This window comes from Micromonospora sp. LZ34 (assembly GCF_052981855.1).
The window spans coordinates 74,673-87,904 of record NZ_JBRIQN010000001.1; the positions used below are offsets into that span (position 1 = coordinate 74,673).

Genomic DNA, 13,232 nt, shown 5'->3' on the forward strand with positions numbered 1-13,232 from the left:
ACGGCGCTCGTTCAGAGAACGAGTGCCTATCCGACGCCGCTTGGGCACTCGTTCTCTGTACGTGCGCGGGCCACGGGGTCAGGCGGCGGCGAGGTGGACGCCGTCGCGGCCGTGCCGTTTGACGGCGTAGAGGGCCTGGTCGGCGCGGCGGAGGGTGAGCTCCGGCGACTCGCCGGGGCGGGGCAGGGCGACGCCGACGCTGATCGTCCGGCCGGTGCGCCGGGCCGCCTCGGTCAGCCGCTCGGCGATCCGGACCGCCTCCTCGGGCCGGTTCACCTCGATCACCGCAACGAACTCGTCGCCGCCGATCCGGTAGAGCTCGTCGCCCTGGCGCAACGCCCCCTCCAGCGCCCGGGCCAGACTGACCAGCACCCGGTCGCCCGCCTGGTGCCCGTACGTGTCGTTGACCGTCTTGAAGCCGTCCACGTCGATGGCGAGCAGGGCGGTACGCCCCGGGGTGGCCGACGCGATCCGCTGGCCGAACGGCCCGGTGTGCCGCAGCCCGGTCAGTGGGTCCGAGCTGGCCTGCTCGCGCAGCCGGGCCAGGGTGCCCAGCCGGTCCAGGCAGCTCCACGCCTGCCCGGCGAGGAGCTCCACCAGGTTCACCGTGGTCGGGTCGGGACGGAGCAGCCGCTCGTCGGCGACCAGCAGCGCGCCACCCTCGCCGGGTGGGCCGACCGGCACCACGATCAGGGTGCGCACGCCCGCCCGGACCAATGGTTCGTGGTCGGCGACCGGCGGGTGCCCCGGCTCGCCGAGGGTGTATCCGGCCCCGTAACGGTGGGCGCGGCTGATCACCCGGCCCAGCGCCGCCGGCCCGGCCTCGGCGAGTTCGGCCCGGATCCGCGTCTCCAGCTCGCCCGGGGCGCCGGTCGGCGGGTCGAGCCGGGGCCCGGTGGGGCCGGCCAGCAGCAGCACGGCGGCGGGGAGCGTCGACACGTCGCGGGCCGCGGTGACCGCGGCGGCCAGCACGTCCCACTCGGTCGGCGCCGAGGTCAGCGCGGCGGCGTGCCGGAGCAGCTTCTCGCTGCGGCTCTCCGCCGGCGGCCCGCCGAGCGCCACGATCCGGGCACCGAGCCGGGCGGCCAGCCGCTCGGCGGTCTCCTGCCACGGGGTGAGGTCCACCGGGCCGGTCCACTGCAGGTCCAGCACGCCGATTGGCCGGCCCGCCGGGTCCAGCACCGGTACGCACACCTCGGCGGTGACGTCCGGGCGTACCGGAAGGTAGTCGGGGTCCGCGGTGACGTCCGGGACGACGGCGGTCACGCCGGAGTCGTAGACCCGGCCGACGATCCCGGTCCGCGGCGGAACGGTCGAGAAGACCTGCCAGGAGCCGGTCGCCGCGACGCAGCGGAGCCGGTCGTGCACCTGGAGCAGCACCGAGATGGTGGCCGGCGCGTAGCGGGCGAGCGCGGTGACGGTCCACTGGCACGCCTCGACGGCGGTCGACGCCATGGGGAGGCGGACCGTGACGTCACGGATGACTCGCTGGTGATCCATTCGCACGTCGTTCCAGGTAGGGGTGCTTGGCCCGGGGCCGGGAGGCGCGATCAAGGGTACTCAGCGCGGGACCGGTCCGCCCTTGCCCGAGCGTGGCCGGCAGCTTCGTACACATGTGCTATCCACAGGCTGTGGACGCGGGCTGTGGGTCCGGGGGGCCCGCGCGGCGCCGGCCGCGACGATAGCGTGGGGGTTACCGGTCGAGTGGAGGCACGATGCTCATCGCCCAGCTCAGTGATCCGCACCTGACCGCCGGCGTGCTCGGCGCCGAGCCGGCGGCCGGGCTGCACCGCGCCCTGGGCCGGGTGCTGGCGCTGCGCCCCCGGCCGGACTGCGTGGTCATCACCGGCGACCTCGTCGACCACGGTCGCACCGACGAGTACGTCACGCTGCGCGAGGTGATCGGCCGGTTCCCGCTGCCGGTGCACCTGGTGGCCGGCAACCACGACGACCGGGAGTCGCTGCTCGACACCTTCGGCGGTACGCCCTGGCTGGGCGGCGGCTTCTCCGCCTACTACCACGTCGACCACCCGGACGTCACGATCGTGGTGCTGGACTCGCTGGTGCCCGGGTCGGGCGGTGGGCGGCTGGGCGAGGAGCAGCTCGGCTGGCTGGACGGGGTGCTCGCCGGCCGGCCCGAGGCGCCCGCCCTGGTCTGCCTGCACCACCCGCCGATCGACGTCGGCCTCCCCGCCGCCGACGCCGTCCGGCTCGCCGACGGTGACGCGCTCGCCGAGGTGATCGGCCGGCACCCGCACGTGGTCCGGGTCCTCACCGGCCACCTGCACCGGCCGGTCACGTCGGCCTTCGCCGGCACCGTGCTCACCACCGCGCCCAGCACCTGGCGGCAGGCGTCACTCACCATGAGCCCGGACGAGCCGATCGGCTGGGTCGCCGAGCCGACCAGCTTCCTGCTGCACATGGTGACCGGCGGCGGCTGCGTGACGCACACCGTCGAGGTCAGCCACGCCGCCGGCCTGACCTGCACCTTCTGACGTTCGGGCGGGCAGCGGCAGCCCGGCACGTCGCCCCATCGGCCGGGCGCGGCGGCGGTGGGCGCCGGATGCTCAGGCCCAGCCGCCAACGCCGCCGCTGCCGCTGCCCGCGCTGCCGTCGGTCGGGTTGCGATGATCGTCCAGCCGCTTCCGGGCCGCCGCCGACTCCCGCAGGTCGCGGACCTGCCCGTCATCCAGCCGGGCCGGGCGACCTCGGCGCCGGCCCGGCTCACCGGGGCGAGCGCGGCGGCCGGGGGCGCCCGTCGCCCGGCGTGGTCGGTAACCGCCCTCCGGAACTGGTCGGGTACGTCGCGTGCGGGCCCACCATGCCCGCCGCTACGGTCAGCCGAGCAGGAAGCGGCGCATCTCGGCGGCCAGCGTGTCGGCCGGCACCTCGTGGAAGCCACCCGGCAGGCTGACGTGCCGGGCGCCGGGGATCGCCTCCGCCGCGGCCCGGGCACCGTCGCGCAGCCACTGTGGACTGGCCGCGCTGTCCACCAGCAGCGTCGGGACACCGATGCCGGCCAGCCGGTCGACCGGGAGGGCGCCGTCGCCGCTGATCAGCCCGTCGTACGGGAGGGTGTGCGCCATCGACTCCAGGAACGGCCACATCGGCTCGCCGCGCATCCCGGCCACCGCCTCGGTGGGCACGCCCACGGCGGTGACCAGGAAGTGCTCGACCGCCCCGGCGCGGTCACCGGCCGCGATCAGCTCGGCCGTGCGGGCCGAGATGTCCGGCCGGGAGCCGGCGTGCGGCCCGACCTGGAACGGCGGCTCGAACATGACCAGCCCGGTCACCGGCAGCCCGTGCGACGTGGCGTACGCGGCGAGGATGGCGCCCGAGGAGAGCCCGTAGAGGTGTGCCTTGCCGCCGGCCGCCTCGATCAGTGCCGCGACGTCCTCGACCTCCCGGCGCACCTCGTAGGGCGGGGTATCGCCACTCGCGCCGCGGCCACGCCGGTCGTAGCTGACGGCGGTGAAACCGGACGACGCCAGCGCCTCGGCCAGCGCGCGGGTGGTCGACCGGTCGTTGAAGGCGCCGCCGGTCAGGATGATCGGTGGACCGTCGCCCGACCGTTCGTACGCAATCGGGGTGCCGTCGGCCGACCGCACCGTTTCCACCGCCGGGCTGGTCCCGCTCATCCGATCATCCTCTGCTCGCACGCCGTCTGGTTTCTCCTTTCTAGACCAACCCACCGACAACGGGGGACGGTCGGCCGTCACCTGCCGGCCATGTCGGAATCGTCCCTTCGTCCGGTCCCGGTCACCGGCGATGTTCCCAGCTCTGCTGTGCTGTCCAGGTCGACCGTTCGGGGCGCGGATGAGAGGCTGTCCCCCGGCGGGGCGGCGGCCCCCACCGCTGCCACCCGCGATCGAACCCTGCCGACGGCGGGGCCGGAGCCCGGCGCGAACCACCGACCGGGCGCCCGCCGCGCCGGAAATCCCATGAGGAGTTCCATGTCCATCCCCGGGATGCGTCGGGCCGCCATCGGCCTGACCGCGCTCGCCGTGACCGCGTTCGGCGCGGTCGCCACGACCCCCGACCAGGCGGACGCCGAACCGAAGCCGGTCGACGTCACCCTGCTCGCCCTCAACGACTTCCACGGCAACCTCGAACCGCCGACCGGCTCCAGCGGCTCCATCGCTGGCCAGCCGGCGGGCGGCGTCGAGTACCTCGCCACCCACCTGGCCGAGCTGCGCGAGACGGTCGAGAAGAAGAACACCATCACGGTCGCCGCCGGTGACCTGATCGGCGCGTCCCCGCTGCTCTCCGCCGCGTTCCACGACGAGCCGACCATCGAGGCGCTGTCGATGGCCGGGCTCGACTACGCCAGCGTCGGCAACCACGAGTTCGACGAGGGCGCCGACGAACTGCTGCGCATCCAGAACGGCGGCTGCCACCCGGTCGACGGCTGCGCCGACGGCACCCCGTACGAGGGCGCCGGCTTCCAGTACCTGTCGGCGAACGCCTTCAAGACCGCCACCGGCGAGCCGCTGCTCGCCCCGTACGCCATCCACAAGGTGGACGGCGTACGGATCGGCTTCATCGGCATGACGCTGGAGGGCACCCCGCAGATCGTCAGCCAGCAGGGCGTCGCCGGTCTGACCTTCTCCGACGAGGCGGACACCGCCAACCGGTACGCCGCCGAGCTGCGCGCCCAGGGCGTCGAGACCATCGTCGTGCTGCTGCACGAGGGCGGCAGTCAGGCCGCCACCGGCGGCATCAACGACTGCGTCGGGATGACCGGGCCGATCGTCGACATCACCAACCGGATGGACCCGTCGATCGACGTGGTGGTCAGCGGGCACACCCACCAGGCGTACAACTGCAACATCAACAACAAGCTGGTCACCAGCGCCAGCTCGTTCGGCCGCCTGGTCACCGACATCGACCTGAAGATCAACCGGCAGACCGGTGACGTGCTCACCGCCACCGCCGAGAACGTCGTGGTCACCCGGGACGTCGCCAAGGACCCGGACCAGACCGAGCTGATCAACCGCTACAAGACGGTCCTCGGCCCGGTCGCCGGCCGCGTGGTCGGCCAGACCAGCACGGCAATCACCAAGACCCAGGAGAACCTGCTCGCCACCTGCAGCCGGGACGTTCGCGGCAGCTGCGGTGAGTCTGCGCTGGGCAACCTGATCGCGGACGCGCAGCTCGCGGCCACCGACGACGAGCAGGGCGCGGTCGCCGCGTTCATGAACCCGGGCGGCGTCCGCGCCGACCTGGACGCAGGCCCGGTCACCTACGAGGAGGCGTTCACGGTGCAGCCGTTCGCCAACAACCTGGTGACCCTCGACCTCACCGGCGCGCAGCTGTACTGCCTGCTGGAGCAGCAGTTCGTCGCCGGCCCGGTGCTCTACCCGTCGTCGACCGTGCGCTACGTCGTCGACCCGAACGGCACGTCCGGCACCACGGCGGACCCGTGCGCCGGCACCCGGGTGGTCCGGGGCAGCCTGAGCTTCGGCGGGGTGGCGGTCGACACCGCCGCCACCTACCGGGTCACGGTGAACAACTTCCTGGCCGGCGGCGGTGACGGGTTCAGCGTCCTCACCGGCGGCAAGAACCTGGTCACCGGCATGATCGACCTGGACGCCTTCGTGGCCTACCTGACCGCGGAGTCCCCGGTCTCGGCCCCGACGCTGGACCGCATCCGCACCACCGCCGAGGTCGCCGCCGCCTGACGGCAGCGCCCCACGCAGGTCGGGCCCCGGAGCATCCCGCTCCGGGGCCCGACGCATTGCCGCAAGCCGCGCCGGGGGCCCGGCGCGCCGCCCGGGTGGCCGGGTGGGGTTAGGCGGGGGCGGGCGCCGGCTCGGGCGCGGACGGGACGGCCGGCAGGCGGCCGTCCTGGGCCGGGGTGAGCAGCCGGCGCAGGGAGAGCGCGACCAGCGAGGCGACCAGGCAGCCGCCGACCACGGTGGCGACCCAGATCCGGCCGTCGGCCGCGCCGATCAACGGTCCGGCGGTCACCGGGCCGATCACCCCGCTGATGCCGAAGATCATCGAGCTCATCGCGTTGTACCGGCCGCGCAGCTCGTCGGTGGCCAGCGCGTTGGTCAACGCGGGCATCACCGGCGAGAGCATGGTCTCGCCGAAGCCGAAGATCGCCGAACAGGCCACCACGCCGAGCGCCGCGAGCAGCGCGTTGCCCGTACCGACGACCCCGGCGGCGCCGAGGACCAGCCAGGCGGCCGCGAAGACCGCGCCGACCACGGCCAGCGCGCCGGTGCGGCTGCGCCCCTCCAGCCGGCGGAGCATCACGAGCTGGGCGAGCACGATCATCACCGTGTTGCCGGCCAGCGCCCACGCCACCACCCGGGGGCTCACCTCGACCACCCGGACGGCGTACGCGGCGAAGCCGACCTCGATCTGGGCGTACCCGCAGGTGGTGAGGACCAGCCCGAAGATCACCAGGCGGCGGAACGGGCGGTCGCGGAGCACGGTCAGGTAGCCACCGGTCGACGGCTTGTCCCCGGCCGTCCGGCCGGCGAGCCGGTGCCCGACGCCCGGCAGGGTCAGCAGGATCAGCGCGGGCATCAGGTAGGTCACCGCGTCCAGCAGGTAGATCAGCTGGAAGGTGACCGGGCGACCGGTGTCGACGATCGCGCCGGAGGTCAGGCCGCCCATGCCGATACCGAGGTTGAGCAGGGCGAAGTTGAGCCCGAAGACCCGCTGACGCTCGCCGTCGTCGGTGAGCGAGGCGAGGATGGTGTTCTGCCCGGACCAGATGGCGGAGCTGCCGATGGCGATCACCGTCATCACCAGGAAGGCCGAGGCGGTCGAGTCGACCAGCGCCAGCGAGCCGGTGCCCAGCGCCTCGACCACCAGGCAGGGCAGCACCACCCGGCGGGCGCCGAACCGGTCGATCAACGTGCCGCCGATCGGCGACAGCGCCAGGGTCACCGCGCCGTACCAGCCGATGACCAGGCCGGCTCGGGCGTCGGTGAGCCCTCGCACGTCGGTCAGGTAGATGAACAGGAACGGCAGGGTGAGGCCGCGCCCGATCGCCGAGAGCAGGGTGCCGACGAGGATCCGGCGGGCTTCCGGGCGGCGGGGTAGGGCGCGACGCAGCATGGCCGCGATTCTGTTAGCCGGGTGTGACAGGTGGCGAACCGTTTACCGCGGCCCGCGCGGGCGTCCGTCCGGCCAGGTGACCAACGCCACAGCGGCAAGGTTGCCGTCGACCGCTCGCCAGACGGTCCCGCCCTGGACCGTCGGCCGTGTCGGTGCGCTCTGCCATGCTGGTCCGGTGACCGTGACCTGGCGACACCTGCCCGCGTCCGCCCGTGAGATCGCCGTCGCGGCCGCCGAGGCCGTCGCCGCCGCGCAGGCCCGCGACCCGGAGGCGTACGAGACGTCCGCCGCGCGGCTGGCGGGGACCGAGCGGTCCGGCCTCGTGCTCGGTGCGGTGGTCCGGCTGCTGCTGGAGGAGACCCACCCGGACGGGCTGGCCGGCGACGACGTCCGGCAGGTGCTGGAGCGCTGCGTCCGATCGGCCGCCGGCTGGCGGCCGGAGGTCGATCCGCACGTGATGCTGGTGCTGCTCGCCGGTGCGCTCGGCGTGTACGACCCGGGCGACGACGACAACCCGCCCGACCCGGCGGCGGTCGCCCGCCACGCGCCGCTGCTCGTCGCGGACCTGCTGACGATCACCGGCCGCCCGCTCGACGGCTACCTGGCCGCCGCGTTCGCCGAGATCGAGCGCACCGAGCGGCACGACTGATCGCCGTCGCGCGGGAGGGCCGGGCGTGGCCAGGTGGCGGGTTCCCGGGCGGCGTCGGGCGGATCGCTGGCCGGCTACGAGCGGGCCGGCCGACCGTGACCGTGGCGGGTCAGTAGGCGGGCCGGCCGAGCGTCGCGGTCACCGCAGGATCGGGGTCGAGGCCAGGTCGTCGTCGCTCGCCGGCTCGCCGCCCCGGCCGACCGACTTCACGAAAGCCCCCAGCTGCCGCACCTTGTACGAGGTGCGCCCCGAGCCCAGCCAGTACTTCCACGGGTAGTCGGTCATCTTGTTGCGCAGCGCCGCGAAGTGCCGGGCGGCCCGGCGACGGTCCCCCGCCAACGTCCACGCGTACGCGAAGGTGCTGTGTGCCTGTACCCAGCCGTGCACCGGGCGGTAGGCCGGGTGCTCCACCGAGCGCTCGACGGCCCGGCTCAACTCGGCCCGGACCCAGGGCTGCCGCATCCATCCGGTGGCCGACTTCTCGGCGCGGGCCTGCTCGATGTGCGCCTCCGCCACCACCGCCGCGTTCAGCGCGCCCGGTGGCGACTGCGCCGCGCACTCGGCGGCGAACGCGTGCAGCTGCGCGAACGAGCCGCCCCACTTCGGACAGAGCTGCTGGGCGAGATCCAGCTGCGCGATGAACGGGTGTGGCCGCGACTTCGCCGCCTGCTCGTAGCGCCGGCGCGCCTCGGCCAGCCCGACGCTGAGCCCCCGGGCGATCCGCACCCGGGTGGTCCAGGCCGAGACGTTGCCCGGTTCGTCGGCGGTGACCTGCCCGAGCAGCTCGTCGGCACGGCCCAGGTAGGCGTGGAACTGCTCGAACTGCTCGGCGCTGGTGAACTTGGCCGCCCGACCGCCGCGTGCCTCCCAGCCCATGGTGACCCAGCGGGCGCCGAGCAGCGTTCCGGCCAGTTCCGGTGCCAGCGGGCCGTGCAGGGCGGGTTCCAGGATCTTCTCGGCGCCCTTGAGGTTCGCCACCAGGTTGGTGGCGACCGACGGGTCGTGCTCGGCCGGCAACCCGGCGAAGAAGTCGACCACGGCGGGCCAGTCCCGGCGGACGACGGCCCGGCGCAGCGGGCGCAGGTCCGGGTAGTGGCTGGTGATGCTCAGCGTCGGCACGCCGAACGTGGTGACGATCCTCGGAGTGGACACGGCGCAGAGCATAGGCACCGGCCGTTCCGGCCGCCGCCCCGCCACTTGGGATCGACAGGATGGACCGGCCACATCGGCCGGTCGGCGGGCCCAGGTATCGGTACCCGTCGGGGTAAGCTGCCGCCGCACACACCATCGATGCGTCACGGGGGCGTTTGATGAGAACACCAAGGTGGGCCCAACTCGCGGTGGTACCGCTGATCGGGGGTGCCGGCCTGGTCGGGCCGGCGGCGCCCGCGGTCGCGGCGGCCCAGCCCGCCGCGGCGCAGGCCGCGGCACCGGGCTCCGAGTTGTACGTCAACAAGAAGACCTGCGTACCCGGGGGCAACGGCAGTGCCGACTCGCCGTTCTGCACCATCGCCGCCGCACTGGCCGTGGTGGAGCCCGGTCAGACCGTGCTGGTGCAGCCGGGCAGCTACCCGGAGAAGGTGACTTTGACCCGCTCCGGTACCGAGTCGGCGCCGATCACCCTGCGCGCGGTCAACAACGCCCTCGGCCTGGTACGCGTCGGCAGCACCGTCACCGGCACCATCGTCACCCTCGCCGGCGTGCACGACGTGGTGGTCGAGGGGTTCACCGTCCTCGGGCGCTCGGACGCGGTGCCGGTCCTGGTCGACGGGTCGGCCCGGGTGACCGTGGACGGCATCGCCACCAACACGAACGGCAAGCCCGCTGTCCGGGTGACCGGCGCGTCGACTGACGTCACGGTCAGCCGCGGCTGGTTCCCCGGCACCGGTACCGGCGGGGTGGCGATCGAGGCCGGCGTGACGGGCGCGGTGGTCACCGCCAGCACGTTCCGCAACAGCGGGATCGCCGTCACCGACGCCCCGGGCACCGTGGTCACCGGCAACACCGTGGTCACCGACTGTACGTCGGGCATCGAGGTCGCCGGCGTCTCGCCGGGCGTGGCGCTTCGGAACAACGTCGTCCGGACCGGCGCCGGTCCGGTGCCGCAGCCCACGGCGTGCGCCGACCCGGCCAGGGCCACCGCGATCTCGGTCTCCGCGGCGTCCACGCCGCAGACGGTCGCCGACCACAATCTGATCGACCCCGCCGCCGGCGGCGCGCTCTACCACTGGGGTGGCACCGACCACACGGGCCTCGACTCGTTCCGGGCGGCGAGCGGTCAGGGTGCCCACGACATCGCCGCTCCGGCGCTCCTCGCCGAGCAGCGCGGCAGCGAGCGGGGTTGGTTCCCGCTCACCGCGGACTCGCCGGCGGTCGACTCGGCCGACGGTACGGCGACCGGAGCCACCCGCACCGACCTGCTCGACAACGCGCACGCCGACGCGCCGACCGTGGCCAACACGGGTACCGGCGGCAGTTACCAGGACCGGGGCGCGGTGGAGTTGCAGGGCAAGGTCAGCGTCACCGGCGACGAGATCCGGCGCAAGGTGGGCGGCAACCCGCTGGACGTGGTGGTGCCGCTGGCGGCGACGCCGGCCTGGGCGACGGACGGGCCGGTGGGCAAGGTCGCCCGGCGGTTCGGCGACGAGCGTTTCGCCCGGGTCGGCCCGATCACCCCGACCGAGCGGCGGTTCCGCCGCGCCGGCGCGGCCTGCGTGCTGCACCACGTCAGACTCGACAACTTCCGGGTGCCGTCCGACTTCGTCCCCCAGACGCCGGTGTGCACCGTGGTGGGTGCCAACTACACCGCCGTGACGCCGACCCGGCTGCTGGACACCCGGGCTGCCATCGGCATCGGCAGCACCGTGCCGGTCGGCCCGAACTCCGAGATCGTGCTGCCGATCATGAGCGTGAACGGCATCCCCGCGGCCGACGTCACCGCCGTCGTGCTGAACATGACGGTGACCCAACCGACCGCCGGCGGCTTCCTCACCGTCTACCCGGACGGCACCCCGCCGCCGACCGTGTCGAACCTGAACTTCGTCGCCGGCGAGACGGTGCCCAACCTGGTCACCGTGCCGATGTCGAACGGCAACCTGCGAATCCGCAACGGCAGCAGCGGCACCGTGCACGTGGTCGCCGACCTGCAGGGCTTCTACTCGGGCGTCGGCCACGGCTTCAAGCCGATGTCGCCGGTACGGGTGCTGGACAGCCGGGCCAACGGGGGTGCGCCGTTCGCCGCCAACGGCTACCGGGTCCTGGACCTGTCCGGGCGGGTGCCGGCGGGCGCGACCGCGGCCGTCCTGAACGTCACGGTGACGAAGCCGACCGCGTACGGGGTGCTCAAGGTCTACCCGTACAACCAGGCGGTGCCGGCGACGTCGAATCTGAACTTCGTGCCCGGACAGACCATCCCGAACCTGGTGACGGTGCCGGTGGTGAACCGCAAGCTGGTGATCCAGAACGTCAGCTCGGGCACCACGCACGTGCTGGCGGACCTGGCCGGTTGGTACGGCGCCGGGGCCACCGACGTCTTCGTCCCGTACGGCCCCCGGCGGGTGCTGGACACCCGGTCGGGCGGGGGCGCGCCGCAGGCGCCGTTCACCTCGCTCGCGTTCCCGGTGCCCTATCTCGACCCGAGTGGGGACGGCAGCACCCCGGAGCCGACCGCGATCGTGGCGAACCTGACGGTCACCGCGCCCACCGCGGCGGGAGTCCTCTCCGCCGAGCCGGATGGGGACAACCAGCAGGCCACGTCGAACGTCAACTTCGTGGCCGGGGAGACGGCGTCGAACCACGCCATCGTCCGGGTGGGCAGCTACGGGCGGGTGGTGCTGTTCAACAACAGCCCGGGCAGCACGCATTTCGTGGTCGACCAGGCGGGGCACTTCATCGCCGGCACGTCCTGACCCACGCCGCCGGAGCCGGCGCCGTCCCCGCGGGCGGCGCCGGCACCGGCGTTTCCGGGGCCACCACGGTTCGGCCGTTCGGTCACGGAGCCGGCCCGGGCGGTGCTGTCGACGCCGTCGAAGTCCCAATAGGCTGCCGCCACCACATGGGTCTGGCCGTCAGGGCTCCCACCCCTAGCTGACCGGTACGCGGGCACCGCGCGGCGATCGAGAAGGTCACGGTCGGCAGGTACCCGGACGAACGCCCGGCATGCCCCGCCCAGGCGCCGCTACGGCGCACTCGACCCGCGACCGGGATCGCAGGGTGCTGGCGTCGTTCGCTGCCTTCTCGCTGCCTCCGGCTGACCGGTGATCGCCGGAAACGAATCAAGGCCCCTCTGCGGAGGGGCCTTGACCTGCTCTTACCTCTGGTCGGGGTGGCCGGATTCGAACCGACGACCTCTTCGTCCCGAACGAAGCGCGCTACCAAGCTGCGCCACACCCCGAGGCGTGCCGACAAATAGTAGCCCACCCGCTCCGATGGTCAAACTCGGTACCCCCGCCGCCCGGCGGCCGGCCTCGGTGGTGCCAAGATCCGCGCAACTTCCCTGATGTAGTGCCCTCGTTGAGCCGAGGAGGCCACTACTTCCCGGAAGCTGCGCGGATCTTGAGCGTGCCCGCGGGCGGATCTTGAGCGTGTTCGCGGGCGCCCGCAACGTCAGCGGGGGATGAGGGTGAGGATGCTGGCCTCGGGTGGGCAGGCGAACCGGACCGGGGCGGTGGGGTGCGTCCCGAGGCCCGCTGAGACGTGCAGCCAGGAGTCCGAGCCGGGCCAGCGGTGCAGGCCGCGGGCCATCGACCGGGGCAGGCCGCAGTTGGTGACCAGCGCGCCGAAGCCCGGTACGCAGACCTGGCCGCCGTGGGTGTGCCCGGCGAGCAGCAGCCCGAACCCGTCGGCGGCCATCTGGTCGAGCACCCTCGGCTCGGGGGAGTGGGTGAGTGCGATCGACAGGTCGGCCGAGGGGGATACCGCCCCGGCCACCGCGGCGTAGTCGTCCCGCTCGATGTGCGGGTCGTCGACGCCGGCCAGCTCGACCACCCGGCCGCCGGCCTTGATCGTCGTCCGGGCGTTGTTCAGGTTCACCCAGCCCGCGCCGGCCAGCACCTCGCGCAGTTCCTCGTGCGGCAGCTCGGCGCCCTCGGTGTACTCCCGGTCGGGCAGGAAGTAGGTGAACGGGTTCTTCCAGACCGGACCGGTGTAGTCGTTGGACCCGAAGACGAAGGCGCCCGGGTAGTCGAGCAGCGGCTGGAGGGCCCGGAGCACCCCCGGCACGGCGCCGGGGTGCGCCATGTTGTCCCCGGTGACCACGACGAGGTCCGGGTCGAGGGCGGCCAGCGAGGCCACCCAGCGCTGCTTGCGCGCCTGGTCGGGCATCATGTGCAGGTCCGACAGGTGCAGCACGCGCAGCGGCTCGGCGTCGGCCGGCAGCACCGGCACGTCGTACCGCCGCAGGGTGAACATGTTGCGCTCGACGAGCGACGCGTAGGCCAGGGCGGCCCCGCCCACCGCGGCGGTTCCGGCCGCGAGCCGGAATAGTGTGCGCTTTCGCATGGCGTTCAGG

General features: G+C 73.6%; 9 protein-coding genes and 1 tRNA gene. 4 read left to right on the plus strand and 6 right to left on the minus strand.

Going from position 1 to position 13,232, the window contains the following annotated elements:
* Positions 1 to 78: 78 nt before the first annotated feature.
* Positions 79 to 1,500 (minus strand): diguanylate cyclase, encoded by a 1,422-nt coding sequence (locus ACVCAH_RS00340; protein WP_447133995.1) that lies wholly within the window; start codon positions 1,498 to 1,500, stop codon positions 79 to 81.
* A gap of 215 nt (positions 1,501 to 1,715) precedes the next feature.
* Here ACVCAH_RS00340 and ACVCAH_RS00345 point away from each other — a divergent pair, with 215 nt between their 5' ends.
* Positions 1,716 to 2,495 (plus strand): phosphodiesterase, encoded by a 780-nt coding sequence (locus tag ACVCAH_RS00345; protein WP_447133996.1) that lies wholly within the window; start codon positions 1,716 to 1,718, stop codon positions 2,493 to 2,495.
* A 342-nt stretch (positions 2,496 to 2,837) separates the two neighbouring features.
* On the opposite strand, the gene ACVCAH_RS00350 is transcribed toward ACVCAH_RS00345, so the two are convergent.
* Positions 2,838 to 3,638, minus strand: a complete 801-nt coding sequence (locus ACVCAH_RS00350) for an alpha/beta fold hydrolase (protein WP_447133997.1) — start codon at positions 3,636 to 3,638, stop codon at positions 2,838 to 2,840.
* A 315-nt stretch (positions 3,639 to 3,953) separates the two neighbouring features.
* On the opposite strand from ACVCAH_RS00350, the gene ACVCAH_RS00355 reads away from it, so the two are divergent.
* Positions 3,954 to 5,681, plus strand: a complete 1,728-nt coding sequence (locus tag ACVCAH_RS00355; RefSeq protein WP_447133998.1) for a bifunctional metallophosphatase/5'-nucleotidase — start codon at positions 3,954 to 3,956, stop codon at positions 5,679 to 5,681.
* A gap of 109 nt (positions 5,682 to 5,790) precedes the next feature.
* On the opposite strand, the gene ACVCAH_RS00360 is transcribed toward ACVCAH_RS00355, so the two are convergent.
* On the minus strand, positions 5,791 to 7,074 hold the full coding sequence (locus tag ACVCAH_RS00360) for an MFS transporter (protein WP_447133999.1): 1,284 nt from the start codon (positions 7,072 to 7,074) through the stop codon (positions 5,791 to 5,793).
* A gap of 175 nt (positions 7,075 to 7,249) precedes the next feature.
* Between ACVCAH_RS00360 and ACVCAH_RS00365 the strand changes: the two genes are divergently transcribed.
* Positions 7,250 to 7,723 (plus strand): hypothetical protein, encoded by a 474-nt coding sequence (locus tag ACVCAH_RS00365; protein ID WP_447134000.1) that lies wholly within the window; start codon positions 7,250 to 7,252, stop codon positions 7,721 to 7,723.
* 138 nt (positions 7,724 to 7,861) lie between these two features.
* Here the strand turns inward: ACVCAH_RS00365 and ACVCAH_RS00370 are convergent, their stop codons facing one another.
* Complete coding sequence (locus ACVCAH_RS00370) at positions 7,862 to 8,875, minus strand: hypothetical protein (protein ID WP_447134001.1); 1,014 nt, start codon at positions 8,873 to 8,875, stop codon at positions 7,862 to 7,864.
* A 158-nt stretch (positions 8,876 to 9,033) separates the two neighbouring features.
* Between ACVCAH_RS00370 and ACVCAH_RS00375 the strand changes: the two genes are divergently transcribed.
* Positions 9,034 to 11,631, plus strand: coding sequence for a right-handed parallel beta-helix repeat-containing protein (locus ACVCAH_RS00375; RefSeq protein ID WP_447134002.1), 2,598 nt, complete (start codon positions 9,034 to 9,036; stop codon positions 11,629 to 11,631).
* Positions 11,632 to 12,039: 408 nt separating this feature from the next.
* Here ACVCAH_RS00375 and ACVCAH_RS00380 read toward each other — a convergent pair.
* Both ACVCAH_RS00380 and ACVCAH_RS00385 read right to left on the minus strand, forming a co-directional pair.
* Positions 12,040 to 12,116 (minus strand) — tRNA-Pro (locus tag ACVCAH_RS00380).
* 212 nt (positions 12,117 to 12,328) lie between these two features.
* Positions 12,329 to 13,222 carry a metallophosphoesterase gene (locus ACVCAH_RS00385; RefSeq protein WP_447134003.1) on the minus strand — a complete coding sequence of 298 codons (894 nt, stop codon included), beginning with the start codon at positions 13,220 to 13,222 and terminating at the stop codon, positions 12,329 to 12,331.
* Between the last annotated feature and the right edge of the window lie 10 nt (positions 13,223 to 13,232).